This is a genomic window from Microbacterium sp. NPDC076768 (assembly GCF_040687205.1).
Lineage (GTDB): Bacteria > Actinomycetota > Actinomycetes > Actinomycetales > Microbacteriaceae > Microbacterium.
Genome location: NZ_JBFBMU010000001.1, coordinates 479,193 through 504,242, shown reverse-complemented (window position 1 = coordinate 504,242; position 25,050 = coordinate 479,193). Strand labels below are relative to the sequence as shown.

At 63.0% G+C, this 25,050-nt stretch carries 26 protein-coding genes; 18 read left to right on the top strand and 8 right to left on the bottom strand.

All coding sequences use genetic code 11. The features are described from left to right. Window positions 1-10: 10 nt before the first annotated feature. Together AB0O87_RS02585 and ribA are read right to left on the bottom strand one after the other, a co-directional pair. Window positions 11-499: a MarR family transcriptional regulator gene (locus tag AB0O87_RS02585; protein WP_363511440.1), complete on the bottom strand. Its 489-nt coding sequence runs from the start codon at window positions 497-499 to the stop codon at window positions 11-13. Continuing rightward, window positions 496-1,152, bottom strand: coding sequence for a GTP cyclohydrolase II (gene ribA, locus AB0O87_RS02580; RefSeq protein ID WP_363511438.1), 657 nt, complete (start codon window positions 1,150-1,152; stop codon window positions 496-498). Before ribA ends, AB0O87_RS02585 begins: the two co-directional genes overlap by 4 nt. Before the next feature lie 97 nt (window positions 1,153-1,249). Between ribA and AB0O87_RS02575 the strand changes: the two genes are divergently transcribed. Beyond that, a complete protein-coding gene (locus tag AB0O87_RS02575) occupies window positions 1,250-2,086 on the top strand; it encodes a sulfurtransferase (RefSeq protein WP_363511436.1) in 837 nt (278 codons plus the stop codon). Here AB0O87_RS02575 and AB0O87_RS02570 read toward each other — a convergent pair. Then, on the bottom strand, window positions 2,074-3,006 hold the full coding sequence (locus tag AB0O87_RS02570; RefSeq protein ID WP_363511434.1) for a hypothetical protein: 933 nt from the start codon (window positions 3,004-3,006) through the stop codon (window positions 2,074-2,076). The two genes, AB0O87_RS02575 and AB0O87_RS02570, sit on opposite strands and share 13 nt — an antisense overlap. A gap of 274 nt (window positions 3,007-3,280) precedes the next feature. Here AB0O87_RS02570 and AB0O87_RS02565 point away from each other — a divergent pair, with 274 nt between their 5' ends. From AB0O87_RS02565 to AB0O87_RS02555, 3 genes are read left to right on the top strand one after another with little or no spacing between them, the layout of a single operon-like run. Continuing rightward, on the top strand, window positions 3,281-3,919 hold the full coding sequence (locus tag AB0O87_RS02565) for an acyl-CoA synthetase (RefSeq protein WP_363511432.1): 639 nt from the start codon (window positions 3,281-3,283) through the stop codon (window positions 3,917-3,919). Beyond that, on the top strand, window positions 3,916-4,284 hold the full coding sequence (locus tag AB0O87_RS02560; RefSeq protein ID WP_363511430.1) for a hypothetical protein: 369 nt from the start codon (window positions 3,916-3,918) through the stop codon (window positions 4,282-4,284). The genes AB0O87_RS02565 and AB0O87_RS02560 overlap by 4 nt, the downstream gene beginning before the upstream one ends. A gap of 57 nt (window positions 4,285-4,341) precedes the next feature. Beyond that, window positions 4,342-5,775, top strand: a complete 1,434-nt coding sequence (locus AB0O87_RS02555; protein WP_363512893.1) for an MFS transporter — start codon at window positions 4,342-4,344, stop codon at window positions 5,773-5,775. A 2-nt stretch (window positions 5,776-5,777) separates the two neighbouring features. Here AB0O87_RS02555 and purB read toward each other — a convergent pair whose 3' ends face one another. Further along, entirely contained in the window at window positions 5,778-7,160 is a 1,383-nt protein-coding gene (gene purB, locus AB0O87_RS02550) for an adenylosuccinate lyase (protein ID WP_363512890.1), read from the bottom strand. After that, the gene (locus AB0O87_RS02545; RefSeq protein WP_363511428.1) at window positions 7,157-7,696 is read right to left on the bottom strand and encodes a low molecular weight protein-tyrosine-phosphatase; all 540 of its coding nucleotides are present in this window, start codon (window positions 7,694-7,696) and stop codon (window positions 7,157-7,159) included. Before AB0O87_RS02545 ends, purB begins: the two co-directional genes overlap by 4 nt. Window positions 7,697-7,839: 143 nt before the next feature. Between AB0O87_RS02545 and AB0O87_RS02540 the strand changes: the two genes are divergently transcribed. Then, on the top strand, window positions 7,840-8,103 hold the full coding sequence (locus AB0O87_RS02540) for a hypothetical protein (protein WP_363511426.1): 264 nt from the start codon (window positions 7,840-7,842) through the stop codon (window positions 8,101-8,103). Further along, the gene (locus AB0O87_RS02535) at window positions 8,100-9,401 is read left to right on the top strand and encodes a hypothetical protein (RefSeq protein ID WP_363511424.1); all 1,302 of its coding nucleotides are present in this window, start codon (window positions 8,100-8,102) and stop codon (window positions 9,399-9,401) included. Before AB0O87_RS02540 ends, AB0O87_RS02535 begins: the two co-directional genes overlap by 4 nt. A 12-nt stretch (window positions 9,402-9,413) precedes the next feature. Here the strand turns inward: AB0O87_RS02535 and AB0O87_RS02530 are convergent, their stop codons facing one another. Both AB0O87_RS02530 and AB0O87_RS02525 read right to left on the bottom strand, forming a co-directional pair. Next, window positions 9,414-9,818 carry a phage holin family protein gene (locus AB0O87_RS02530; RefSeq protein WP_363511422.1) on the bottom strand — a complete coding sequence of 135 codons (405 nt, stop codon included), beginning with the start codon at window positions 9,816-9,818 and terminating at the stop codon, window positions 9,414-9,416. Window positions 9,819-9,842: 24 nt separating this feature from the next. Beyond that, complete coding sequence (locus AB0O87_RS02525) at window positions 9,843-10,052, bottom strand: hypothetical protein (protein ID WP_363511420.1); 210 nt, start codon at window positions 10,050-10,052, stop codon at window positions 9,843-9,845. Between the two features lie 71 nt (window positions 10,053-10,123). Between AB0O87_RS02525 and AB0O87_RS02520 the strand changes: the two genes are divergently transcribed. From AB0O87_RS02520 to AB0O87_RS02500, 5 genes are all read left to right on the top strand, one after another. Further along, window positions 10,124-11,224 (top strand): histidinol-phosphate transaminase, encoded by a 1,101-nt coding sequence (locus AB0O87_RS02520; protein WP_363512887.1) that lies wholly within the window; start codon window positions 10,124-10,126, stop codon window positions 11,222-11,224. A gap of 105 nt (window positions 11,225-11,329) precedes the next feature. Continuing rightward, the gene (locus AB0O87_RS02515; RefSeq protein ID WP_363511418.1) at window positions 11,330-12,457 is read left to right on the top strand and encodes a thiamine pyrophosphate-dependent dehydrogenase E1 component subunit alpha; all 1,128 of its coding nucleotides are present in this window, start codon (window positions 11,330-11,332) and stop codon (window positions 12,455-12,457) included. An 11-nt stretch (window positions 12,458-12,468) separates the two neighbouring features. Then, window positions 12,469-13,434: an alpha-ketoacid dehydrogenase subunit beta gene (locus AB0O87_RS02510; RefSeq protein ID WP_363512884.1), complete on the top strand. Its 966-nt coding sequence runs from the start codon at window positions 12,469-12,471 to the stop codon at window positions 13,432-13,434. Between the two features lie 28 nt (window positions 13,435-13,462). Continuing rightward, on the top strand, window positions 13,463-14,806 hold the full coding sequence (locus tag AB0O87_RS02505; RefSeq protein ID WP_363511416.1) for a dihydrolipoamide acetyltransferase family protein: 1,344 nt from the start codon (window positions 13,463-13,465) through the stop codon (window positions 14,804-14,806). Between the two features lie 39 nt (window positions 14,807-14,845). Next, window positions 14,846-15,790, top strand: coding sequence for an alpha/beta hydrolase (locus tag AB0O87_RS02500; protein WP_363511414.1), 945 nt, complete (start codon window positions 14,846-14,848; stop codon window positions 15,788-15,790). On the opposite strand, the gene AB0O87_RS02495 is transcribed toward AB0O87_RS02500, so the two are convergent. Continuing rightward, window positions 15,791-17,011, bottom strand: coding sequence for an ROK family protein (locus AB0O87_RS02495; RefSeq protein ID WP_363511412.1), 1,221 nt, complete (start codon window positions 17,009-17,011; stop codon window positions 15,791-15,793). 98 nt (window positions 17,012-17,109) lie between these two features. On the opposite strand from AB0O87_RS02495, the gene AB0O87_RS02490 reads away from it, so the two are divergent. The 7 genes from AB0O87_RS02490 to AB0O87_RS02460 all read left to right on the top strand — a co-directional run bounded on the left by AB0O87_RS02490 (window position 17,110) and on the right by AB0O87_RS02460 (window position 25,013). Further along, window positions 17,110-18,435 carry an ABC transporter substrate-binding protein gene (locus AB0O87_RS02490; RefSeq protein WP_363511410.1) on the top strand — a complete coding sequence of 442 codons (1,326 nt, stop codon included), beginning with the start codon at window positions 17,110-17,112 and terminating at the stop codon, window positions 18,433-18,435. Then, window positions 18,432-19,379, top strand: coding sequence for a sugar ABC transporter permease (locus AB0O87_RS02485; protein ID WP_363511408.1), 948 nt, complete (start codon window positions 18,432-18,434; stop codon window positions 19,377-19,379). The genes AB0O87_RS02490 and AB0O87_RS02485 overlap by 4 nt, the downstream gene beginning before the upstream one ends. Beyond that, on the top strand, window positions 19,379-20,257 hold the full coding sequence (locus AB0O87_RS02480) for a carbohydrate ABC transporter permease (protein WP_363511406.1): 879 nt from the start codon (window positions 19,379-19,381) through the stop codon (window positions 20,255-20,257). The genes AB0O87_RS02485 and AB0O87_RS02480 overlap by 1 nt, the downstream gene beginning before the upstream one ends. Before the next feature lie 130 nt (window positions 20,258-20,387). After that, window positions 20,388-22,073: a glycoside hydrolase family 13 protein gene (locus AB0O87_RS02475; protein WP_363511405.1), complete on the top strand. Its 1,686-nt coding sequence runs from the start codon at window positions 20,388-20,390 to the stop codon at window positions 22,071-22,073. Window positions 22,074-22,222: 149 nt separating this feature from the next. After that, window positions 22,223-23,236 carry a zinc ABC transporter substrate-binding protein gene (locus AB0O87_RS02470; protein ID WP_363511403.1) on the top strand — a complete coding sequence of 338 codons (1,014 nt, stop codon included), beginning with the start codon at window positions 22,223-22,225 and terminating at the stop codon, window positions 23,234-23,236. A gap of 92 nt (window positions 23,237-23,328) precedes the next feature. Further along, on the top strand, window positions 23,329-24,138 hold the full coding sequence (locus AB0O87_RS02465) for a metal ABC transporter ATP-binding protein (protein ID WP_363511401.1): 810 nt from the start codon (window positions 23,329-23,331) through the stop codon (window positions 24,136-24,138). Between the two features lie 14 nt (window positions 24,139-24,152). Beyond that, a complete protein-coding gene (locus AB0O87_RS02460) occupies window positions 24,153-25,013 on the top strand; it encodes a metal ABC transporter permease (RefSeq protein WP_363512881.1) in 861 nt (286 codons plus the stop codon). Window positions 25,014-25,050: the final 37 nt, after the last annotated feature.

Genomic DNA, 25,050 nt, shown 5'->3' with positions numbered 1-25,050 from the left:
CGCCAGCCGGCTACAACGCCGCCGTTACTTCGGGAAGAAGTTTGCCGAGAATCGTGCCGAGCTGTTCACGTTCTGCCGGCGTGAGCGGATCGAGCACGAGTCTGCGCACCTGCTCAATATGCGCGGGAGCAGCGTCTCGCAGAACCGCTCGTCCTTCAGGGGTAAGCGTCGCGGAGAGCGTGCGTTTATCGCTGCTGCACGAAGTGCGTTGCACCCACCCGCGTTGCTCCAAAGCATCGAGCGCGTGGCTGAGACGCGAACGGCTGAGTCCCGCAACGTGGGCGAGCTCTGTCATAGTCACATCCTGGTCGTGCCTGCCGGCCAGCGTAACCAAGATCGCATAGCGCGCATGGTTGAGGCCGACTTCGTCTTTCAGCGACCGGTCAAGCACCTGCGGAAGAAGCTGAACGAAGCGGATGACGGGAAGCCAAGTCGCCAGCTCTTCCTCGTCGAGATCGCGATGCCCCTGTTCCGCCGCGGGGGTGCGTACTTCGCTCACGCTGCCGACAGGTCGAGGGTATGAGCGGTGTGATCGCGTTTGGCTTGCAGGTAGCGAGAGTTGGACTCTGAAAGGTGCACCTCGGTGCGAACCCGCTCGCTCACACGAATGCCGAGAGCCTCAAGCTGCACTTCTTTGTCTGGGTTGTTACTCAGAAGGCGGATGCTGTCAGCGCCGACCGCGCGGAGCATCTGCGCCGCGACCGTGTAGTCGCGCTCATCTTCGCCGCGTCCCAGCGCGACGTTCGCTTCGTAGGTGTCCAGTCCTGCATCCTGCAGAGCGTAGGCATCGAGCTTGGCGTAGAGGCCGATTCCACGCCCCTCTTGACGCAAATACAGCAAGAAGCCGCCTTCCGCGGCAATGCGCTCTACGGCTTCGCGGAGCTGAGGGCCGCAGTCGCACCGTTCTGAGCCGAAGACATCGCCGGTGAGACATTCGCTGTGTGGGCGGACGAGGGGGCCGCCAGAAGTTGCCGCATTTTCTAGCGCTGCGCGCCAGTTTCCGAGTCCGAGGAGAAGGTGCTCTCGCCCATCGACCAGGCCCTCGAATGTGACCACGTCTGCCGTGGTCGAAAATCCGTCTCCAAAGCGCAACGGAACCCGCACGCTGGTACGTTCCGTCGCGACCGGAACAACGGTTGAATTTTCAATCATGCCGAATTAAACGCGTGGATCTGCACGGTATTCCCGCAACTTTTACGCCGCGAAGGAGCGTGATGGGTGCGAGACGAGATCTTGGTAGCCTCGCGGCATGAGTGACTTCGTGAGTGCGGGCGAACTGCAAGAACTGATGGCCAAGGGGGCCGTGCGCGTCATCGACGTGCGGTGGCGACTGGATCGGCCAGAGGCAGGGCACGATGACTACCTGACAGGGCATATCCCCGGCGCCGTTTTTGCTGCGCTCGACACCGAACTTTCCACTCACGGCGCACCCTCAGAGGGCCGTCACCCGCTGCCAACGACAGAGGTTCTTCAAGCCGCCGTTCGCCGATGGGGTGTGCGCACCGGCGACACAGTGGTCGCATACGACGATGCCAAAGGCATGGCGGCCGCGCGCGCATGGTGGCTGCTGCGTCAGGCTGGCGTTGAGGTGCGGGTGCTCGATGGCGGCCTCAGCGCGTGGGTGGCTGCAGGGTTCGCGGTGGCGAAAGACGACGTAGCCCCTGAACGCGGAGACATCGTGCTGGCGGAGCTAGGCCGCGACGCGTTGACGATCGATGAAGCTGCCGGCTTCCCGGCATCGGGGGTTCTTCTCGATGTACGCGCCCCTGAGCGTTACCGCGGTGAAACCGAACCCATCGACCCGATCGCAGGTCACATCCCCGGCGCGCGCAATGTTCCCACCACACTGCACCTCGATGCAGACGGCCGGGTGCGAGACGCCGACGCTCTGCGTGCGAACTTCGCAGAGGCTGGGGTCGTCTCTGGCACTCCGGTTGCGGCGTATTGCGGTTCGGGCGTTACCGCAGCGCACACCGCCCTGATCCTTCACGAACTGGGTATCGAAGCGAAGGTTTTTCCCGGTTCGTGGAGCCAATGGTCAAACACCCCAGGCAGGCCGGTCGCGGTCGGTGATCAGCCGGGCTGACCTTGCGCTGAGTCGCGCGGACCGTAACCCCAGCGCAGCTCAAGTGCTCCGGGCCCAAAGGCTCGACGGACCAGGTGCACCGACCCTCCACGGGTGAGCGGCACAGGGGTGATCGTTACCCCCTCTGGGGTTTCCACGTGTTCCTCGCACCAGTCGGGGATGGCATCGGGGTGAAAGCGCGTCCAGACCAAAAGCTCGCGGCTCTTCTGCGCCAACGCATGGCCAGTTTCACGCGTTGGCGGATAGTTGGGAGGAAGTTCGACAGACCATTCGACGATCGCGGTCTCTGGCGCCGTCAACGGAAGATCGAGCTCGAAAAGAACACCGTGAACCTCGCCATCAGGATGCGAGTAGCGCTGGGAGATTCGCCCTCCCGATACAGCCTCCAGGAGAGGCGGTGGAGTGCGTACCCCTGGGCTGATCTCCAAAAACGGGATGGACGTTATGGTCCCGGCCGTGGACTGCACAATGCTGCGCGTGACGCAGCGACGCACGTTGCCGTCTGCCCCGACGTCGGTCACGGAGTGAGTAGTGAGCTCCCGCGAGGTGTCTGGATACTCCGCGCCGAGAGCATCAAAGACGTCGATGACGGCCTGTTCCAACTCTTGTTCGTCGATCGGAAACTGGTTGGGACCAAGCGGACCGGTGCGGTTTGTGGAACGGAGCAGCCTACTGAGCGAGCCAGTGTCCAGCCCCAGGAGATGCTCGATGTCGGTCACGGCAGCGAGTGACTGCACCCCTTCGGGGCGTCGAGCCCCGGAGCGCCAATAGCTCAGCGTCGCCATCGAGACATGGTTGCCTCGGGCCTTCAGTCGTCGCTGCAGCCAAGACAGCGTCACTGGTCGTGCATTGATCGCGTCACGCAGTGCGTTCGCGAACGAATCCGAAGCAGTTTTGTACGCGTCATCTTCGTAACTCATCACAGAGCCCTTCCTGTATGTGAAGATCAGCGCTCTAAAGTGAGCATACGACCGCACGCGCACACCTTAGGGGACCGGGTGGACAAATGGGGTCACTGGCCGTCTTCACAGACAGGTTGCCCGACTGGGAACGACTGGCCTGACGCAGTGATACCCCCCTTGCTGCGTACATCGTGAAGCCCGGCAATCGATCTGGGGAGATCCGCCGGGCTTCACGAATGCCCTCGCGCCCCGCGTAGACTGAGGGCAACACCCCGGAGGATTCTGGAACGTCATGCCTGCCCCTGCTAGCGCATTCACCATGCGCCACGTGCAATTGCTGCGCGCTCTGTTCGCAGCTGTCGCCGCGACGATGATTACTTTCTCGTCCGACCACTCCGCGGCGGTGGGACTCTCCGTCTTCAGCGGTTTTGTGCTGGTCACCGCTCTGGTGCAGATACTGGCCGCGTGGTTGGTGCTCCCCGCAGGGAATCGCTGGTCTTACGTAGCGCTTGCCGTGGTGGGAATCATTGCAGGAATGGCGAGCGGAGTCCCGGCTTCACGATCAGAAGACCTGTTCTTCATCGTGGTGTCGGCGTGGGCGATCATTAGCGGCGGTATTGAACTCCTTGCTGGCATCAGGTCGCGCGGAGACGCTGACCGACTTTCCCGCGACGCCATCACTGTGGGGGCCCTGGGCATTGTCTTCGGAATCGCGCTCCTGCTGATCCCGTCTGGATTCCTGCACGAGTACACGGTGGCTGAAGCGGGCACTGGTGTGCTCTCCGGCATCATCATCGGTGTCGGCATCCTGGGCGTTTACACGGCCATCGTCGCGGTATTCCTAGGAATCGCAGGCCTGACGCCGAAAAAGGTTGATGCCGCCGAATCACACAACAGCACCGCCCCCGCGGAGCACGGAGGAAAGCGATGAGCGACGAGAAACCCACCCGTCGGGACATCCTGCGGCCCCTGCACCTTCTGGGCATCGCCCTGGGCTGCGGCATTTTTGCGATGGTCGTCACGCTGGTGTCGACGGGAGCTTTCACGTTGCGCGTGAATACATCGATCGCCAACGGCACGTACGACGGGTTGACCCCTATCGCGCTCGGTCTCGTGGTCGGTGGCGGTGCCTTCATCGTCACGCTGCTGATCCTCGCGATGCTGATCCTCGCCGTTGACCCCGCCGACGTGACGAAAACTATTGACCGCCCTGTGCTGTACGACCCTGTGCTGGACGAGTCTGAGCCAGAGGGCGAGGCCGAGAGCGACGAACCCGGTCGCCGCTCCACCTCGTAACGTGGGGGACCGGCGCTGTGCCGGAACAGTGAAACAGCAGAGCGGCTTGTTGTCGTGATGAACGGCTCCGTCGCGCGCGCCTCGATCGGACTCCGTTCGGAGCGAGGGCCGGTCCTCGGCGCACTGATGCTCGCCACCGGGCTTATCGCGATTGACGCGACGATTTTGGCCACCGCCGTTCCGAGTATCGTCCGCGATCTCGGGAGCTACCAGCAGTTCCCATGGCTGTTCTCCGTATACCTGCTCGCGCAGGCCGTGAGTGTTCCGATCTACTCGCGCCTTGCTGACACGATCGGCCGCAAACCGATCATCATGCTGGGTATCGCGCTCTTCCTGATCGGTTCAGTGCTGTGCGGATTCGCGTGGAACATGTCGTCCCTCATCGTCTTCCGCATTGTGCAAGGGCTCGGGGCGGGGGCAGTGGCTCCGATGGCGATGACCATCGTGGGCGATATCTATACGGTCGCTGAACGCGCCAAAGTTCAGGGGTACATCGCGAGTGTGTGGGCAATTTCCTCTGTCGTGGGGCCAGCGCTGGGCGGGGTGTTTGCGCAGTTCGACGCGTGGCGATGGATCTTCTGGGTCAACATCCCCCTGTGCGTGATTGCCGGATGGATGTTGCTACGCAACTACAAAGAGCAGAAGCAGACGCAGCGACACCGCATCGACTATGTCGGGGCCGTCTTGCTCACGATCGGACTCACCGCCGTCATCCTCGGCATGCTCGAAGGTGGCAACGCGTGGCCGTGGCTCTCTGTGCAGAGCGCGCTCTGTTTTGGCATCGGCGTGGCTGCGTTGGCGGCATTCTCGATGGTCGAGCGGCGAGTCGCCGAGCCGATCGTTGACCTGCGCCTTGCAGGCAGGCGACTGATCTTGACGACGACGCTTGTCTCGCTTGGCGTCGGCGCACTGATGATTGGTGTGGTGAGTTTCGCCCCCGCCTACCTCGAAGGCTCGCTCGGGATCGCTCCTTTGCTGTCGGGGTTGGCCGTTGCGGCGCTGACTCTCGGCTGGCCGGTCGCCGCAGCGAACGCGGGGCGGCTGTATATGCGCATCGGCTTCCGCCGCACCACTCTGATCGGGGTGTCCATTACGACACTGGCTGCCATCGTGCTGGCGTCTGTCGCTTCGTGGCCGAATCCGTTCATGATCGCGGCGATTGCATTCTTCTTGGGATTTGGTCTCGGCTGGACTGCGGCGCCCACGTTGATCGCCGCGCAGTCATCGGTCGGTTGGAGTGAGCGCGGTGCCGTCACCGGGATGAACGCTTTTGCCCGATCTGCGGGCAGCGCCGTGGGCGTCGCCATCTTCGGGGCGATCTCCAACACTGTTATTGCGCAAGGCGAAGGCCCCAGCGACCCAGACACCATCATCCGTGCGTCGGTGTGGGTGTTCGTGGCCGTGGCGGTGACGGCCTTACTCACGCTCGTGGCCGCCGTATTTATGCCGAAAGATGACCCCGCTTCGCGCTCAGGTGAGGTGCGCGCCTGAGGTCAGCGGGCCAGACGCTCGGCGATACCTGTGTACGACGCGGGGGTGAGGGCGAGGAGTCGCTGTTTTGCGGCGTCTCCGATCTCTAGACCTTCCACGAACGCCGCCAGGTCAGCGGCACCTACACGATGCCCGCGCGTCAGCTCTTTGAGAAGCGCGTAAGGGTCGGTGATGGTGGAGCGGCCGGCGACGACCTCGGCGCGAATCACGGTCTGGATGGCTTCGGCGAGTACTTCCCAGTTCACGTCGAGGTCGGCCAACAGCACGTCCCGCGACAGGGAAATCGCGTTCAAGCCGCGACGCAGGTTGTCGAGGGCGAGCTGCGAGTGTCCAAAAGCCACACCGATGTTGCGCTGGGTGGTGGAGTCGGTCAGATCCCGCTGCAGACGGCTGGTGACGAGCGTCTGGCCCAGCGAGGCGAACAATGCGCCAGAGATCTCGAGGTTCGCCTCGGCGTTCTCGAAGCGGATGGGGTTGATCTTGTGCGGCATCGTCGAAGAGCCGGTAGCGCCAGCCACCGGAATTTGGGCGAAGTAGCCGAGCGAGATGTACGTCCAGATGTCGGTGGCGAGGTTGTGCAAGATGCCGCCGGCGTGACGCACTCGATCGTAAAGCTCGACCTGCCAGTCGTGCGATTCGATCTGGGTGGTGAGCACGTTGAAGCCGAGTCCGAGGCCCTCAATGTACTCGCGGGCGATGGTTGGCCAGTCGGCGTCTGGGTCTGCGGCCAGGTGGGCCGACCAGGTGCCGGTAGCGCCAGAAAACTTTGCCAGGTAGTCGGATGCCGCAATCTGACCGCGCACGCGCTCCAGACGCCACGCGAACACGGCGAGCTCTTTGCCCATGGTCGAGGGGGTGGCTGGCTGGCCGTGGGTACGCGACAGCATCGCTGCATCGGCGTGCTCCACGGCAAGCTCGCGCAGCTTGGTGATCACGATATCCAGAGAGGGCAACCACACCTCTTCGACCGCACGTTTGACGGTGAGGGCGTAGGAGGCGGAGTTGATGTCTTCGCTTGTGCAGGCAAAGTGCGTGAGCTCGGAAATCGCGTCGAGGCCCAGAGTCGAAAGGCGGTCGCGCACGAGGTACTCGATGGCCTTGACGTCGTGCTGGGTGACAGCTTCTTTCTCGGCAAGCCAATCGATCTCGTCCTGCCCGAAATCACGGTAGAGCGCGCGCAGGCGCTCCTTGTCGGCATCAGAAAGCGGAGACGTCTCGAAGAGCGATCGATCAGTGAGCGCAATCAGCCACTCAACTTCAACTTCTACACGAGCCCGATTCAGGCCCGCCTCCGACAGGAAGTCGGCGAGTCCGGTGACGGCACCGCGATAGCGACCATCAAGAGGGCTGAGCGGCTGCGGCGGGAGTGAAGGCTGAAAAGTCAGGGGAGTCCTCCTGATCGGGCCCCTGAGATGGGGGGCGTGCGGGGGAAACGAAGAGCAGGTTCGAGCTGGTTGAACAGGCCCTGAGTCGCCGTTTCAATCATACCGAGCACGGAATCGAACATGTCTTCACCGGCGTAGTACGGGTCAGGTACGTCGTGGGTCGATGCTTCTGGGTCGAAGGTCAACAGCAGGATGACTTTTCCTTCGTTGTCTTCGTCGTGTGCCCACTCGCGCAAAATGCGCTCATGGGTGCGGTCGAGTGCGACGACGAGATCGTTCTCAGCAAAGTTTGCTGCGGTGAATTGCCGTGCTCTGTGCGCTGAGCCGTCGTAGCCGTGACGGGAAAGAGAGTCGATGGTGCGGTGATCGGCACGCTCTCCGAGGTGCCAGTCACCGGTTCCTGCGCTCCGCGAAACGATGTGGGAGTCGAGCCCTCGCTGTTTCGCAAGCTCGCGAAAAACGACCTCGGCCATGGGGGAGCGGCAGATGTTCCCCGTGCAGACGAAGATCACACGGAAGGGATCCGGGGATGTCACACATACATTCTGCCCGCCGACAGTCATCCTGCCCAGCGCAGGGGCGGCCGCGCGTTTCCTGCACAACCCCAGACCCCTCGAACATCTCCACTGCGGGTGGATTTATCGCTAAGGCTCGTGTCCCGACCCTCGATGCTGGAGCCATGTACATGTTCACGCAGGAGCAGGCCGTCAGTGCAGAAACGGTCTGGCTCTGGCACCTGGTCTATCAAGAGATTGGCACGGCCATTTCGGCACTTGAAGAAGCCGGAGCAACGCTGGTGGCGCTCGTAGACAGCTCGGCTTGGGAGTCCGATGGCTTTCGGGCGCTCAATGAGCTGATCATCCGGCTGCGCGACGACACCGGTGTCGAGCTGGGGAAGCTCTCGGTGCGCGAATGGGAACTGGGTGAGGGGCCAGAAGCATGACCATGGTGGGGGCAGCTGCAGGGGGCGTGGACATTGACTACGGCGGCGCCATTGGGGTCGACACTGATCAGCTACGTGACGTTGGTGCACGAATGCTGACGGTCGCGGCACAGTACGGTGACGTTCGCGCGGCGATCGGTCGCGCGCAGGCGCACATCGCATCAGCGCCGCAAGCCTTCCCTCGTGTCGATGTCGGCGCCTTGCAGCGCAGCGGAGAGCGGGCAGGTGCGCTCGCCGCGGAAGTCGAAAGCGCCTGCACGGGAACGCTCCTCATGGCTGACGCCTTTGAGGTGGTGGAGTTGCGGGCGCAGGCTGAGGCGCTCGCGCTTACTGATGCGGCCGCTGCTGCCGCGTTGCAGGCGCGCGCTGACCGGATGATTGCGGGCGACGAACGGCTGGGCGAGATGGCGGACTGGCTTGTCGCAGGGTGGAAAGAGCAGCGGTTTGAAGGCTTGGGCTCGCAGTACGACATGAATGGCGCGCTCCCACCGGTGTTCCTCAGCGGTGCATGGGTGGGTGTTGCTCTGGGGCTCGGAAAGATCAGACCTGGTGCCATCTTGAAGGGCGTAGCGGATCCTGTGCGCGTGACGCCAGTGGCCACATCGGCACCCGCCGCCGCGACCAGCCTTGCTTCCGCTTTTCGCCGTATGCCCGCGGGGCAAGCTCAGGTAGCCGTCGAGAAGTACACGATGACAGATGGTGCAAGCAGGTACGTCGCCTATGTCAAAGGCACCCAGAACTCCCAGCTGAGGGAGTCGGGTAAACAGGAGCCATGGGATCTCAAGTCGAACGTTGAGCTTTACCGGGGCGATAACGCTGCCTCGTATCAGGCCACGCTCGATGCGCTGGCCGCTGCCGGCGCAGAGGCCGGAGATCAGGTCGACGTGGTCGCATACTCTCAGGGCGGGATGATCGCGGCTCGACTTTCGATGCAGAGCGAGTTCGACGTAGCGATGCAGATGACGGCAGGCAGCCCGAACGAACCGACGCTGTCTGACGATCAAACCTTGCTGCAGCTACGGCACTCAGACGACGTTTTCTCTGCGCTCGCCGCTGGCGGTTCTCCTGAAGGCACAGGGTCGCCGGATAGCTTCACGGCGACTCGAGTGGGTGACCCGCTGCCAGGGCTGCAAGACCTCACGCTACGCACTCACGCGCTCGACACATACATCGAGACGGCCGAGATGGTTGACGCTTCAGTCGACCCCCGCGCCGAAGCTCTTGACGGGTATTGGCAAGAGCTGGGGGAGGCGGTGACCATCGAGCGCACCGAGTTCTACGCCGAGCGAACGAAGTGACCGCGCTGTTCGTCAGTCGCGGCGCGACTTCTTATCTTGCGGGCGCAAGATGGAGCCGAAGATGCCGTTGATCACCGAGATGATCAGGGCGGCGAGCACGCCCCACCAGAAGTCGCCGACGGTAAGGCCCCAGCCGAAGCCACTCGTGATCCACGCGGTCAGCCACAGCAGGAAGCCGTTGATGATGAAGCCGATCAGGCCCAAAGTGAGGATGTAAAGCGGGAACGCGACGATTTTCACCACGGTGCCGATGATCGTGTTCACGAGGGCGAAGATCGCGGCGACGGCAAGCAGTGTCAGAACTACCTGCAGGGTCCCGCCGGGGGCGAAAGCTCTGATCGCAACCTGCAGGGCAGGGATCAGCGTGACAACCCAGATGGCGAAAGCGTTGATGACGACGCGAATAATGAAGCGCATAGTGTGACTATTTTTGCACGGCACTCAGCGGTAGTGATTGCGGAGCAACGCGGCAATCTCATCGAGATCAGCCTTGCTCTGCGCCGTCTGCAGAATGAGGGTGAAGGCAGTGTCCGTGTCCATGTCGACGATCACATCGTTCATCCCGAGAAAAGTGAGCGTGAGGATCCAGGAAAATCGCTTGTTCCCATCGAACAGCGGGTCGTTCTGGCTCAACGACGACAGGAGTCCCATGTCGCGAACGTGGAATCCGATGGCGAGTCACGCGTCCTTAAGCTTTTTCGGCAGGGCGGATATCGGTGCCCATGTCGGTCGCGGCAACTCGTAGACTCAACCTCGTGACCGAGCCGATCCTGCCCCGCATCCGCCCCGCTATCGCTGCCCTGGCGCCGTACAAGCAGGGAAAGCAAGCAGGCCCCGATGCGTTCAAGTTGTCGAGTAACGAGAACCCGTTCGAGCCGTTGCCCTCGGTGCTGGAGGCTTTGCAACGCACGGCGCCGATCAACCGGTACCCAGATGCGACCGCGTCTCGCCTCCGCGCCCGGCTGGGCGTTCGGTACGGCGTAAACGTCGAGCAGGTGCACGTTGCCTCTGGCAGCGTCTCGATCCTGCAGCAGCTGATCCTCGCGACAGCGGCTGCGGGAGACGAAGTGATCTACGCCTGGCGTTCCTTCGAGGCGTACCCGAGCCTGCCTCTCGTTGCAGGCGCGACCGGCGTGCAGGTGCCACTCACGGCAGATGCTCGTCATGATCTCAACGCGATGGCCGATGCGGTCACCGATAACACTCGCGCGATCATTCTCTGCACCCCGAACAACCCGACAGGGCCGATCATCACTTCGGCGGAGTTCACTGCCTTCGTCGAGCGGGTCCCAGCCGACGTTTTGGTGATTCTTGATGAGGCGTACGCCGAGTTCGTGACAGTGCCAGACGCGGTAGACGGCTTGGCGGAGCGTGTGTACGAGAAACACCCGAACGTCGTGGTGTTGCGCACCTTCTCCAAGGCCTACGGCCTTGCGGGGCTTCGAGTCGGCTACGCCATTGGGCATGAGAAGGTTCTGGATTCTGCGCGCACCACAGGCATCCCCCTCTCGGTGACCTCTGCGGCAGAGAATGCCGGAATCGCGAGCCTCGACGCAGAGGCCGAGTTGCTGGAGCGCGTTGCCGTGATCGTCGAGCGTCGCACGCGCCTGCTCGAAGGTCTCCGCGCTGCCGGGTGGGATGTTCCAGACTCCCAGGCAAACTTCGTGTGGTTGCCAACGGGGGAGCGCACTGATGAGATCGCGGCGGCCTTCGTAGCGAACGACCTCGTGGTTCGTCCATTCTCCGGCGACGGAATCCGCATTTCGGTCGGAGAAGAAGCGTCAATCGATCGTGTGATCTCGGTCGCGACTTCGGTTCGCTGAGCGGCGGCGGCTCGCCCTGCGAGGCGCTTCCTCCGGTTTCCCGCCAAATACAAGGGTCTCCTAGTTATGCGTGACCGCGCATGCGAGCGCGGGTAGCGTGAGAACGTGACCACCCCCGAGACACCCCTTGTGCGCGTTCTGGACGAGTTTGGTCGGTTCGAACCGTCGGATGCCGCCGAACAGTACCTTCCACTGATCGAAGCCATCAGTGACGCCGAGCTTGAGCAGTTCTACCGCGACATGGTCGCCATCCGCGCGATCGATACTCAGGCGACAAACCTGCAGCGCCAGGGCCAGCTCGCGCTGTGGCCGCCGAGCCGAGGGCAAGAGGCGGCGCAGGTGGGCTCCGGCCGTGCTGCCCGTCCACAGGACACGATCTTTCCTTCGTACCGCGAGCATGCGGTTACCCGTATCCGCGGCGTCGATCCTGTCGACATCATCAAGCTGATGCGCGGTGTTTCCCACGGTGGATGGGACCCCACAGATCCGAAGAACGGCAACACCCGGCTCTACACCCTCGTGCTCGGCTCCCAAGTGCTGCACGCAGCGGGCTACGGGATGGGTCTCGCCTTCGACGGGCGAAGTGGCACCGGCGACCTTGCTCACGATGAGGCCGTGATCGCCTACTACGGCGATGGTGCTTCGAGCCAGGGCGACGTACACGAAGCGATGGTTTTTGCGGCGAGCTACCAGGCGCCCACCGTGTTCTTCCTGCAGAACAATCACTGGGCTATTTCGGTTCCGGTGGCTACGCAGTCGCGCGTGCCATTGGTTGAGCGCAGCGCCGGCTACGGCATCCCGAGCGTGCGCGTCGACGGTAACGACGTGCTCGCCAGCTATGCGGTTTCTCGTGTGGCGCTGGATGAGGCTCGCAGTGGCAATGGCCCGCAGGCGATCGAAGCCGTGACTTACCGGCTCGGAGCACACACCACCAGCGATGACCCGACCAAATACCGCGGCAGCGACGAAGAGCAGTACTGGGCCGATCGCGATCCGATCGTGCGGATGCGTGCGTTCTTGGAAGGGCGGGGTGCATCGGCAGAACTGTTCGCTGACGTCGAGGCTGAGGCGGCAGACGCCGCCGAAGATCTTCGCGCCAGGAGTGTGGAGCTCGGCTTGCCGAACGCAGAAAAGATCTTCGATCACGTGTACAGCGAACCGCACCCGCTGATCGACGAGCAGAAGGCATGGCGCCAACGGTACGAAGCGTCGTTCGAAGGAGGCGCACAGTGACCCTGGAGACGATGCCGCTCAGCAAAGCGCTGAACGCAGGCATGCGCAAAGCGATGGAGAACGACCCGAAGGTCTTGCTCATGGGCGAAGACATCGGCAAGCTTGGCGGTGTCTTCCGCGTAACGGAGCACCTACAGCGCGACTTCGGCGACCGCAGGGTGCTGGACACGCCGCTCGCCGAATCCGGCATCGTCGGCACTGCGATCGGTATGGCCATGGTGGGTTTCCGCCCCGTCATCGAGATCCAGTTCGACGGCTTCGTGTTCCCGGCGTTCGACCAGATCACTACCCAGCTTGCGAAGCTCACCAACCGGCACGAGGGCGCGATCAGCATGCCCATCGTGATCCGCATTCCTTACGGCGGCCACATCGGTGCTGTCGAGCATCACCAGGAGAGCCCCGAGGCGTACTTCGCCCACACGCCCGGCCTGCGAGTGGTCTCACCATCGACACCTAACGACGCGTACTGGATGATCCAAGAAGCGATCGCCTCCAACGATCCAGTGATCTTCATGGAGCCGAAGAGTCGCTACTGGCAAAAGGGCGAGGTCGAGCTCGATGCGTCTGCCGTGCCGCTGCACTCCTCGCGCGTTGTGCGCACAGGCAGCGACGTCACCCTTGTGGGTCACGGTGCCATGGTCACCACTCTGCTGCAGGCGGCAGCGCTCGCCGAGGCAGAGGGAACGAGCTGCGAGGTTGTCGATGTGCGCTCGCTTTCTCCGGTGGACTACGCGCCCATCCTCGATTCGGTTCGCAAAACCGGTCGCATGGTTTACGCGCAAGAGGCGCAGGGGTTTGCGAGCATCGGCGGCGAGATCGCCGCAACGGTGATGGAGCGCGCGTTCTACGCTCTCGAAGCACCCGTGCTGCGAGTCTCTGGCTACGACACCCCATTCCCGCCAGCAAAGCTTGAGGGCGCGTACCTCCCGGATGCCGACCGCATCCTGGAAGCCGTTGACCGCTCGCTGGCATACTGACACCTCCGCTCGGCCGAAAGGACTCGTCATGAGTACGCAGAACTTCACGCTCCCCGATGTGGGGGAAGGTCTTACCGAGGCTGAGATTGTGGCCTGGAAGGTTGCGCCAGGCGACAGCGTCGCCATCAACGATGTGGTCTGCGAGATCGAGACGGCTAAGTCTCTCGTCGAGCTGCCTTCGCCTTATGCGGGTGTAGTGGGCGAGCTCCTCGCCGCAGAGGGTGCGACCGTCGAGGTGGGCGCTCCCATCATCACTTTTCTGACCGAGCCGGTGGCGGGTACCACTGCTCCTGCACCGGCCGCCCCTGCTGCCGAAGAGGGCGGCGGTTCGGTGCTGGTCGGCTACGGCACCGGCGGCGGCGCCACTTCGCGCCGCAAGCGTGTGCCCGAGCGCCAGGTGCGCTCCTCTGTAGGCGTGATCGCTAAGCCACCGATCCGCAAGCTGGCGCGTGATCTCGGCGTCGACCTCACCACGATCACCCCGTCTGGTGTCGATGGCGAAGTCACGAGAGACGACGTGATGAGTAACGCCTCGCAGGCCAGCGTCTTCCGCAACATCGAGACTCCGGAGTGGGGAACGGTCCGCGATGAGACGGTCCCTGCACCACACTCTGCACCGTCTGGGCTCGCTCGCGGACTCACCTCCACGCAGCCGTCGTCAGCGAATGATGACCGCACGGAGTCGATTCCGGTCAAGGGCGTGCGCAAGGCCACGTCGTCTGCCATGGTGCAGAGTGCTTACTCGGCCCCGCATGTGACCGTGTGGAAAGAGATCGACGCCACCCGCACGATGGACCTCGTGAAGCGCCTCAAAGCTTCTCCTGACTACGCCGACATCAAGGTGTCTCCGTTGCTTATCGTCGCTCGCGCCGTGATCTGGGCAGTGCGTCGCACGCCGATGGTCAACGCCGCCTGGATCGACACCGATGCGGGGGCAGAGATCGCGGTGCGTCACTACGTGAACCTTGGCATCGCCGCGGCCACTCCTCGTGGACTCTTGGTGCCGAACATCAAAGACGCCCAAGACCTGAGCATGAAAGACCTCGCGCGCTCTTTGAACCGGCTGACGCTGACGGCACGCGAAGGCAAGACACCGCCAGCCGACCAGCAGGGCGGCACCATCACCATCACGAACATTGGTGTGTTCGGGATGGATGCCGGGACCCCGATCATCAATCCGGGCGAGGCGGGCATCGTGGCCATGGGCACCATCAGCCAGAAGCCGTGGGTTGTTGACGGTGAAGTGCGTCCTCGTTGGGTGACCACGGTCTCCGGATCCTTCGACCACCGCGTGATCGACGGTGACGGCATGAGCCGCTTCATCGCCGACGTCGCCTCCGTGCTCGAGGAGCCAGCCCTCCTCGTCGACTGACGTGAGACGGCGCGCTGTTGGCGGGTGAGAAGATCGGACATGGCGTACTTCCACCCAGATCTTGCCGCGGCCCGCTTTATCCCGTCGATATCGTTCGGCCCGAGGCTTGCCGCCCTTGCTCGCCGAGGCACACCGAGAGTCGCACAAGCGCCAGACGACATCATCGTCGAAGACCTGCGGGTTCCTGGTCCGGAGGGTGCGCCAGAAGTTGAGCTACGTTCGTACCGCCCGCGGGGTGCGGCCGCGGTAACTCCCGCACTGCTGTGGATTCACGGCGGCGGCATGATCATCGGCAATCACCTCAGCGATCAGCCAGGCAATATCAGCTTTGCGCGGGAGCTGGGGATCACGGTGTTTTCGGTCAAGTATCGGCTTGCGCCCGATAATCCGGCACTGGCGGCTATCGAAGACGTCTACGCAGCGTTCCGCTGGCTGTCTGCGCATGCGGCCGAGCTGGGCATCGATCCGGCCCGGATCGCGATTGGCGGAGCAAGCGCAGGCGGCGGGTTGGCTGCAGGCACCACCCTCTTGGCGCACGACAGTGATGGCCCGGTGCCGATTTTTCAGCTGCTGGTCTATCCGATGCTCGATGACCGCACCGTGAACCGCACCGATCATCATGTGAAGGGCGTGCGCTTGTGGACCAAGCGCAGCAATCGCTACGCCTGGAGCGCTTACCTCGGGAAAGCAGCTGGGGGCAGCTCCGTGTCGGATTACGCCGCGCCAGCGCGGCGGTCGAATCTGGCCGACTTGCCCCCTGCATGGATCGGCGTCGGAACAAACGACCTCTTCCATGATGAGGATGTCCGCTACGCCGAGCGTCTCCGAGCCGCAGGGGTGTCGTGTGAGCTGATGGTGGTGGATGGCGCGTTCCACGGCTTCGACATCGTCATGGCAAACAAGAACATCTCTCGCACCTTCTGGCAGGCCCAAGTGGCCGCCCTGTCGAACGCCTTCGACGCACGGAGCAACGAGAACGAATAACTACGCGCTGGCGCGCAAACGCTGTTCGGCCAGCAGCGGCACGGCGTAGTCCCTCGCTGCGCGCCGTGCTGTGGCAACAGCCCCACGGGAGACCACCTCAGCGCCGAGGGTTGAGGCGAGGATCTCGGGTGCAGGCAGGTGTAGTTCCCCGGGGAGGATGCGCCGCGCGGCCGTGAGCACGGGCTCGATGCTCTCGGCAATCGCCCCGCATACGATCACGCGCGCTGGATCATACATACTGCCCAGTACGCCAACGATTCGGGCGACCGTCGCACCAACCCGCGAGGTAACCAGTAGTGCGTCCGGGTCGCCGGACGCTGCCAGCGTCAAGATGATTCGCGAGTCGACGCGGTCGTCGGCTGCGAGTCTGCCCACCGCACTGTCTGCCGCAATCTCGTCGGCGTCGACGGCAGCCCGCACATGGTCTTGCACGGCGTATCGAAGCCCGATGGCGGATCCGACTCCCACGATGTGGTCGAACACGACGCCCTCGCCGACGCCGCCGTGCGCGCCATGCAAGACGTGGTCATCAACGACCACGCCGCCTCCGAAACGTTCGCTGGAGAGCAGGGCGACGTAGTCGCTGCATCCGATCGCCGCGCCCTCTGCGCCCTCTGCCACAGCCGCCAACTGCGCGTCGTTTTTAATCTCGACGACAGGTGCCCAGTCGCGCAGGGCTTCCGCGAGGCCAGGGTTCGTGCGCTCCCAGAAACCATCCGGATGGGGAGGGGAGACACCGTCGCGATCCACAGGGGCTGCGACGCCGACGCAGATGGCGAGCACGTCTTCTCGTTCCACCTCTGCTTCAGCGAGTGCTTCATCGAGGCGGGTGAGAATCAGGGCGCGTCGAGCGTCCGCAGACTGCAACGGATCGAGATCGACCCTGTGGTGCACGAGCGTGCGGTCCAGAGGGTCGGCAACCGTGACGGCGAGGTGGGTATCGCCGGCGTCAACTCCGACGACGACACCGAGGTCTTTGGCGAGCGCGAATCGGCGGGAGGGGCGTCCGGAACGATAGCTGCCTGCGGCGCGCGCGTTCGGGAGCTCACGCAGCATCTCGGCCCCCAGGAGGGTGTCGATGGCGTCGATGGTGGTCGAGCGGGTCAGGGAGGTGTTTGCCATTGCTTCTGTGGCGGTGAACTTGCCCGCGGTCCAGGCGAAGTCGAGAACGGCACCGACGCTCGCGCGGCCGGTGCCCAGGTCTGCAGAGACATCTGTCACGATGCTTGACCTCCCTCTCTTCTAATGAGACAGTATCGCTCAGCAGAATAAATTCGCTCACTAGATTTAGTGTGTGGATTTAAGCAACCGGAGGGACAATGGTGTCTAAGAAGAAATATGTGGCGCGCGCAATAGCCGCTGGTGTGGGGGTCGTGTTAGTCGGCACCGCGCTCGCGGCGTGTGCGCCGAGCTCCAGTGCGGAGACCATCCGCTTCACGTTTAGTAAGCGCGAGGCGATCGAGTTCATGACCGAGCTCGTCGCCGAATACAACTCGTCGCAGTCCGACGTGAAGGTCGAAATTGACACGTCGGGTGTTGATGTCGTCTCCGCCAGCTTCGTGCGCGGCAATCCGCCAGACATCATGCTCGCGAACTACAACTATGAGATCGCCCGATTCGTGCAGCGGTGCGCTCTCACTGATCTTTCTGACACCGACGCTGCGTCCGAGGTGCGTGACGATCTGCAACCCCTGATGGATCAGTACGGGTCGTGCGAAGGTCGCCAGAGCGCTCTGCCCTACTCGGTGATGGCCGCTTCAGTGATCTATAACAAAGAGATTTTCGACGAGCAGGGGCTGGAAGTCCCGCAGACCTGGGATGAGCTTCTTGAGGTGTGCGAGCAGCTAAAGGCGGCCGGAATCGACCCGTTCTACGCCACATTCAAAGACGACTGGACCGTGGGTCAAGGCTGGTTCGACTACACAGCTGGCGGGTCCCTCGACGTGATCGAGTTCTTCGACGCGCTTGCCACTGAGGGAGCCGACGTCGGCCCCGACTCCGAGGTCTCGTTCGAGAAAGACTTCGCCGATCCCATGGATCGCATGCTCCAACTCACCGGGGAGTACACGAATTCTGACGCTGCCAGCCGCAGCTACTCCGACGGCAACCTCGCGTTCGCGAAGGGGGCGGCAGCGATGTACCTACAGGGGCCGTGGGCCTTCAGTGAGATTGCCAAAACTAACCCGGACCTCGAGCTCGGAACCTTCCCGCTGCCGATGACCGACAATCCGGAAGATCTGGGTGTGCGGGTCAACATGGACCTCGCCGCCATGATCCCTGAAGGCTCGACACATCAAGAAGCGGCACGGGACTTTCTGGAGTACCTCTACCTGCCAGAGAACATCGAGGCGTACAACGCATCGCAGCTGGGGTTCACCCCGACGAACGATGCGGCGCCTTCCGATGACCCCCGCATCGAAGGAATGGTCGAGTACTACGACAACGGTCAGATCTATCAGGGGCCTTCCGTGCTGGTTCCCAAAACGATTCCGGTCTTCAACTACGCGCAGGCAATGGTGCTCGGTGCTTCGCCCGCATCCACGCTGCGCACGATGGATGCGGACTGGGCCAGGGTCGCCTTCCGCGCTCCCATTCCCACAACGCAAGACTCCGCGAACGGCGAGACAGAGGAGTCCGCGCCATGAGCAACACAACCGCATCCACAAACAGAACCGCATCCACAAGTACGACTGTTTTGGTCACAGGCGGAGAGCGAAAGCTCCGACGTCACACCCGTCGGGTAGAGCCGATCTACTATCTGTTCCTGTTGCCGACGCTCGTGATCTTCACTCTTGCGATCACGGTGCCAGGGGTGATCGGCATCTTCTTTAGCTTCACGGACTCGATTGGGATCGGGGAATGGAGCTTCAACGGACTGACAAACTACATTGCTCTGTTCAGCGACCCCGCCATCCTGCAGAGCTACCTCTTCACGTTCGGTTTCTCGATTGCCACCGTGGTTGTCGTCAACGTCATCGCATTCATGCTCGCGGTGGGGCTGACCTCCCGTATTCGGTTCAAGACGAGTCTGCGCGCAATTTTCGTGATCCCGATGGTCATCTCGGGCATCATCATCGCCTACGTCTTCAACTTCCTGTTCTCAAACTCGATTCCTGCGGCCGGCGCGGCGGCGGGAATCCCCTGGCTAGAGACGAGCCTGCTCGCGAACCCTGACCTGGCGTGGGTGGCGATCGTCATCGTCACCGCATGGCAGGCCATTCCCGGCACTTTGCTCATCTACATCGCCGGGCTCCTCTCGGTGCCGGGCGAGGTATACGAGGCGGCGAGTATCGATGGCGCCAGCAAAGCCCAGCAACTGACGCGAATTACACTTCCGCTCGTCGCTGGATACGTCGTCATCAACGTGATTCTTGGATTCAAGGGTTTCCTGAACGCGTACGACATCATCGTTGGTCTCACCAACGGTGGTCCAGGAACCTCTACCCGCAGCGTCGCGATGACGATCATCGCGGGCTTCAATGGCGGCGACTACGCCTACCAGATGGCCAACGCGACCATCTTCTTCATCGTCGCCGTCCTCATCTCCCTCCTCCAGCTGTCGCTGACGCGCGGAAGGAACGCACTCTGATGTCAACGCAGACAATCACCACCCAAACGGCCTCTGGCCGCAAGCCGCGCGTCCGCATGGAGCGCGTCAACTGGTCGGGCACGATCATCTTGATCCTGTGCGCGGTGACCGTGCTTTTACCGCTCTATGTGACCATTTCGATGGCGTTCAAAACGACAGGTCAGGCCGTCGACGGCAACGCCTTCTCGTTGCCTGCGCCGTTCAGTATCGACGGGTTCGTCGAGGCGTGGACGCTGACGAAGTTTCCGGTCGGCGCCGGCATCTCGCTACTGGTTACTGCAGGGACGGTGATCGCGACGATCGTGCTCGCGGCCTTCGCCTCCTATGCGATCGTGCGCAACTGGGATCACCGGCTGTTCCGCTATTCGTTCTTCTACCTGCTGGCAGCGATGTTCATTCCGTTCCCGGTTGTCGCTTTGCCGCAGATCCAGCTCACCGGACGCGTCGGTCTCGACAACCCGATGGGGGTGATCATTCTGGCGACGATGTTCCAGCTGAGCTTCAGTGTGCTGTTGTTCACGGCCTTCCTGCGATCTATCCCCATTGAGCTGGAAGAAAGTGCTCGCATCGACGGTGCTTCCACGTGGCAGACCTTCTGGAAGCTGATCTTCCCGCTGCTCGCACCGATGAGCGCGACTGTCGGCATCTTCGCGTTCCTTTACGCCTGGAACGACTTCATGATGCCGTCGCTGATCATCGCCGATCCTGCGCTGCAGACGCTGCCTGTGCGCCAGCAACTGTTTCAGAGCCAGTTCAGCAGCAACTACAACGTCGCTTTCGCCTCGTACTTGATGGCAATGGCCCCCGCCATCGTCGTCTACCTCTTCACTCAGCGATGGGTGATGGAGGGCGTCACCCAGGGCGCCGTCAAGGGCTGACCCCCGCGGTCCCTGACCCCCGCGGTCCCTGCCCCCCGTGGTCCCTGAGCCTGTCGAAGGGCCCGCCCACCTGACCCCCGTGGTCCCTGAGCCTGTCGAAGGGCCCAACAACAAAGGAGTAATACCCCTCATGACCGATCCGATTCTCGTCGAGACGGCCACCCCCAAAGACGCCTCCTGGTGGCGGCAGGCTGCCGTTTACCAGATCTATCCCCGAAGTTTTGCTGATGCGAACGGGGATGGGATCGGCGATATCCCCGGCATCGTCTCTCGGGCTGATTACCTCTCCGACCTCGGTATTGATGCGGTCTGGCTCAGTCCGTTCTATCCGTCTGAGCTGGCAGACGGTGGGTACGACGTTGCGGACTACCGGGGCGTCGACCCGCGGCTGGGCACGCTCGACGACTTCGACGCGATGGTGAAGGCGTTGCATGCGCGCGGCATCAGCGTGATCGTCGACATCGTTCCCAACCACTCGTCTGACCAGCATGAGTGGTTCCAAGAAGCGCTCGCCGCTGGTCGAGGATCTGCCGCGCGTGAGCGTTACATCTTCCGCGAAGGTGCCGGTCTCGATGGTTCGGAGCCGCCGACGGACTGGGTTTCCATTTTCGGTGGGAGTGCGTGGGAGCAAGTCGAAGACGGCCAGTGGTATCTGCATAGCTTTGCGGTGGAGCAGCCTGATCTGAACTGGGATCACCCAGAGGTGCGCGCTGATTTCTTGAAGACGCTGCGCTTCTGGTCTGACCGCGGTGTAGACGGCTTCCGTATCGATGTGGCGCACATGCTCACGAAAGATCTCAGTGAGCCGCTGCCGTCGCGGGCAGAACTCGAAGCGATGGATCTCACCTCCGGCACCCATCCGCTGTATGACCGCGACGAAGTGCACGAAATCTATGCGGACTGGCGCGCCGTTTTCAACGAGTACGACCCGCCGCGGACTGCCGTCGCTGAGGCGTGGGTGGCCACCGCCGAACGTCGTGCGAAGTACGCGTCAGCAGATGGACTCGGGCAGGCATTCAACTTCGATCTGTTGGTCGCCGACTTCGATGCGGAACAGTTTCGGGGCATCATCACCGACAATCTGCAGCAGGCGCAGGCGGCGGGATCCTCCACTACCTGGGTGCTGTCTAACCATGACGTCACACGGCATGCCACCAGGTACGGACTCCCGGCGCTGAACGGGCGCATGGTCAAACAGGGCACGGAGTGGGTGAAGGCCGGTGGTCCAGCTGATGGTTTGGACCGAGACGGCGGGCTCCGCAGGGCACACGCCGCGACCCTCCTGATGATGGCTCTCCCTGGCAGCGCCTACCTCTATCAGGGGGAGGAGCTGGGGCTTCACGAGGTGGCGGAGATCACGCCAGAGCAACGCCAGGACCCCGGCTTCTTCCGAGGTGCCGACTTCGACGGATGGGGACGCGATGGGTGTCGCGTGCCGCTGCCGTGGACCGCATCTGGACCCTCTTTCGGGTTCGGTGCCGCGGGATCGCACTTGCCGCAGCCCGCGTGGTTCGGTCAGTACGCCGCAGAGGTCGAGGCGGCGAATCCCCACTCCACGCTGTCGCTTTATCGTGAAGCGCTCCGTCTGCGTCGACTGTTGCAGACAGACGAGACGATGGACTGGATCGACACCGGACGCCCCGACGTCTTGCGCTTCACGCGTCCTGGTGGCTGGCAAGTGGTGACCAACTTCGGCACAGAGCCATTTGACCTGGAGCTGGACGCGGGCGAGGTACTGCTCGCCAGCTCTCCACTGGACGGTTCCGCACTGCCTGCCCAGTCCACGGTGTGGATCGCCCCCGCGCCGCTTGCCTAACGAGATGTGAAAACGGAGAGCAGGTGCTCGCTGCGCGGCGTGTCAGTTGTTGACACGCCGCGCAGCGGCATCCCCTCCTCCGTTTTGTGCAGATGGACGACCGCACGCTCGACTTGATAATGGTTCTCATTAGCGTTTAGAGTGAGGATATGAAGAAGCCTGTTGCCCTCGCTGTCGTGTCCGTCGCTGCTCTTGCGCTCGCCGGATGCTCCACCACCCCTGCCGCGGGAGAGGGCGAAGACGGCACCATCACCGTCGTGGCGAGCACCAACGTCTACGGCGACATCGCCGCGCAGGTCGGCGGCGATCGCGTGAGTGTCGAATCGATCATCACGTCCGCTTCGCAAGACCCGCACTCCTACGAAGCGAGTGCTCGCGACCGCCTGACGCTGCAGAACGCCGACCTCGTTGTCGAAAACGGAGGCGGATACGACGCCTTCATCGACACGCTGCTGGAGGACGCAGATGACGTGCACACCGTTACAGCCGTGGAGTACTCCCATGACTACCCAGACAACGATGGGCACGAGGATGAGGCGGAGTCAGAAGACGACCACGACCACGCCGAAGACGAAGATCACGCTGATCACGATCACGCCGAAGACGAAGAGGGTCACGAGGGGCACAACCACATCGAAGGCTTCAACGAGCACGTGTGGTTCGACCCGCACACGATGATCCACGTGGTGGAGGCGATTTCTGACGAGCTTTCAGAAATCGACCCTGACGGTGCAGAGGAGTTCGCCGCGAACGCTGCGGAACTCACCGCCGACCTCGAGGGGTTTGAAGCTGATCTGGCAGGCATCGAAGCAACCTCCGGTGGGGCGAATGTGTTCATGACCGAGCCGCTTCCCGGGTACCTCGCCGCCGCCGCTGGACTCAACGACGTCACCCCAGAAGGATTCGCCGAAGCCGTAGAAGAAGGATCAGACGTCGCCCCCGCCGTGCTGCTTCAGTCGCTCGAAGTGATCGACAGCGGCGAGGTGGTGGCAGTGCTCACGAACGCACAGACCGGTGGAGCCGAAACAGAGCGCGTCGAGGCCGCGGCAGCAGACAATGGCATCACCATCGTCGCCTTTACGGAGCTGTTGGAAGACGGATCGTCGTACTCTGAGTGGATGAGTGACGCGATCCAGAGCCTCGCCGCCGCCGTTCAGTCGTGAGCGGGGCCCTTCGACAGGCTCAGGGACCCGGCGAGGGGCGAGCTCAGGGACCCGGCGAGGGGCGAGTTCAGGGACCCAATGAGGGGCGCGCGGTGCCGGTGTTGGAGATTGCGAACGCGGCGCTGCAGCGCGGCGAGCGCGAACTCTGGTCGGGCCTTGACCTCACGGTAGAGCCGGGGGAATTCATTGCCGTGCTCGGGCCGTCAGGGTCGGGAAAAACCACACTGCTGCGCAGCATCCTCGGCCTCCAGTCGCTGTCGTCCGGCACGATTCGAGTCGCGGGGGAGCCGGTGCACCGCGGCAACTCTCGCATCGGCTACATTCCTCAGCAACGCTCGCTTGCCCCGGATACCAGCATGCGAGCGCGCGATCTGGTCGCTCTCGGGGTGCAGGGGAGCCGGTTCGGCTTCCCGATTCCACACCGCGGAGACCGGGCAAAGGTCGACAACCTTCTCGAGTCCGTCGGAGCATCGCACTTTGCTGAGCGCCGGGTAGGGCTGCTTTCTGGCGGCGAACAGCAGCGACTGCGCGTCGGTCAGGCGCTCGCCGACGAGCCGGCTCTGTTGCTCTGCGATGAGCCGCTGTCGAACCTCGACCTCGCAAACCAACTCGCTGTGACCGACATCATCGATCGTCAACGCCGCGAGCGTGAAGCGGCTGTGCTCTTCGTCACCCATGACATCAACCCGATCCTCGGCAGAGTCGACCGCATTTTGTACATCGCTGGCGGACGCTTTCTGCTCGGCACCCCTGACGAGGTTCTGCAGACTCGCGTGCTCAGCGACCTCTATGGCACTCCAGTGTTCGTGCTCCGCGCGGGCGACCGGCTGGTTGTCGTGGGGGTTCCAGATGCTGAGCCGCACCACGACCACGGCGATCACGAGCACGGAGGAGCGGCATGAGCGTCGCACTCGTCATGAGGCCCCTGGTCGAATGGAGCGACGTTTTCTCGTTCCAGGACTACGGCGAGCTTGTCGCCCTGCTCGCCAACTCGATCATCGCCGGAGCTGTTCTCGGAATCGTCGGCGGACTGATCGGCGTCTTCGTGATGCAACGAGACCTCGCCTTCGCCGTGCACGGAGTGAGCGAGCTGTCGTTCGCTGGCGCCGCCGCTGCCCTCCTGTTTGGGGGCAGTGTTGTCGCTGGGTCGATTGGCGGAGCGCTCATTGCCGCGATCTTGATCGGGATTTTGGGAGCGAAAGCCAGGGACCGCAACTCGATCGTTGGCGTGCTGATGCCTTTCGGTCTCGGGCTCGGCATCCTGTTCCTGTCGCTGTACGACGGCCGCAGCGCCAACCGCTTCAGTCTGCTCACCGGTCAGATCGTTTCGGTGTCTAGCCCCGACCTGGGCTGGCTCGTTGGGATCAGCCTGGTGGTGCTGATCGGGTTGCTGGTGATGTGGAACCCGTTGCGGTTCGATTCGCTCGACCCAGAGTCGGCCGCGGCTCGCGGTGTGCCGACCCGCGCGGTGAGCCTGGCATTTATGGTGCTCCTCGGTTTGATCGTGGCGGTCAGCGTGCACATCATCGGCGCATTGCTGGTGATGGCGCTGTTGGTGACACCAGCGGCTGCAGCCATGCGGGTGGCCGCAGGCCCCATCGCCGTTCCGCTGCTGGCGGCACTCTTCGGCTTCACCGCCGCGGTTGGCGGCATCCTGCTCGCCCTCGCCGGCACCTTGCCAGTGAGCCCGTACATCACCACCCTGTCGTTCACGATCTACGTCGTCTGCTGGATCGTGCAGCGCGCTCGCGGTGGCGTGCGTCGCATCAGGTCCTGATCCTGCCGACTCTCTCAGGGCCTGGCAAGGGCAGCGC

Coding starts and splice junctions, on each gene's coding strand:
- AB0O87_RS02525 (WP_363511420.1), bottom strand. CDS start 10,052: ATGGGACTCCTGTCGTCGTTGAGCCAGAACGACCCGCTGTTCGATGGG.
- AB0O87_RS02555 (WP_363512893.1), top strand. CDS start 4,342: ATGAACGGCTCCGTCGCGCGCGCCTCGATCGGACTCCGTTCGGAGCGA.
- AB0O87_RS02530 (WP_363511422.1), bottom strand. CDS start 9,818: ATGCGCTTCATTATTCGCGTCGTCATCAACGCTTTCGCCATCTGGGTT.
- AB0O87_RS02560 (WP_363511430.1), top strand. CDS start 3,916: ATGAGCGACGAGAAACCCACCCGTCGGGACATCCTGCGGCCCCTGCAC.
- AB0O87_RS02510 (WP_363512884.1), top strand. CDS start 12,469: ATGCCGCTCAGCAAAGCGCTGAACGCAGGCATGCGCAAAGCGATGGAG.
- AB0O87_RS02475 (WP_363511405.1), top strand. CDS start 20,388: ATGACCGATCCGATTCTCGTCGAGACGGCCACCCCCAAAGACGCCTCC.
- AB0O87_RS02485 (WP_363511408.1), top strand. CDS start 18,432: ATGAGCAACACAACCGCATCCACAAACAGAACCGCATCCACAAGTACG.
- AB0O87_RS02535 (WP_363511424.1), top strand. CDS start 8,100: ATGACCATGGTGGGGGCAGCTGCAGGGGGCGTGGACATTGACTACGGC.
- AB0O87_RS02480 (WP_363511406.1), top strand. CDS start 19,379: ATGTCAACGCAGACAATCACCACCCAAACGGCCTCTGGCCGCAAGCCG.
- AB0O87_RS02540 (WP_363511426.1), top strand. CDS start 7,840: ATGTACATGTTCACGCAGGAGCAGGCCGTCAGTGCAGAAACGGTCTGG.
- AB0O87_RS02490 (WP_363511410.1), top strand. CDS start 17,110: ATGGTGTCTAAGAAGAAATATGTGGCGCGCGCAATAGCCGCTGGTGTG.
- AB0O87_RS02500 (WP_363511414.1), top strand. CDS start 14,846: ATGGCGTACTTCCACCCAGATCTTGCCGCGGCCCGCTTTATCCCGTCG.
- AB0O87_RS02470 (WP_363511403.1), top strand. CDS start 22,223: ATGAAGAAGCCTGTTGCCCTCGCTGTCGTGTCCGTCGCTGCTCTTGCG.
- ribA (WP_363511438.1), bottom strand. CDS start 1,152: ATGATTGAAAATTCAACCGTTGTTCCGGTCGCGACGGAACGTACCAGC.
- AB0O87_RS02565 (WP_363511432.1), top strand. CDS start 3,281: ATGCCTGCCCCTGCTAGCGCATTCACCATGCGCCACGTGCAATTGCTG.
- AB0O87_RS02460 (WP_363512881.1), top strand. CDS start 24,153: ATGAGGCCCCTGGTCGAATGGAGCGACGTTTTCTCGTTCCAGGACTAC.
- AB0O87_RS02570 (WP_363511434.1), bottom strand. CDS start 3,006: ATGAGTTACGAAGATGACGCGTACAAAACTGCTTCGGATTCGTTCGCG.
- AB0O87_RS02575 (WP_363511436.1), top strand. CDS start 1,250: ATGAGTGACTTCGTGAGTGCGGGCGAACTGCAAGAACTGATGGCCAAG.
- AB0O87_RS02505 (WP_363511416.1), top strand. CDS start 13,463: ATGAGTACGCAGAACTTCACGCTCCCCGATGTGGGGGAAGGTCTTACC.
- AB0O87_RS02520 (WP_363512887.1), top strand. CDS start 10,124: ATGTCGGTCGCGGCAACTCGTAGACTCAACCTCGTGACCGAGCCGATC.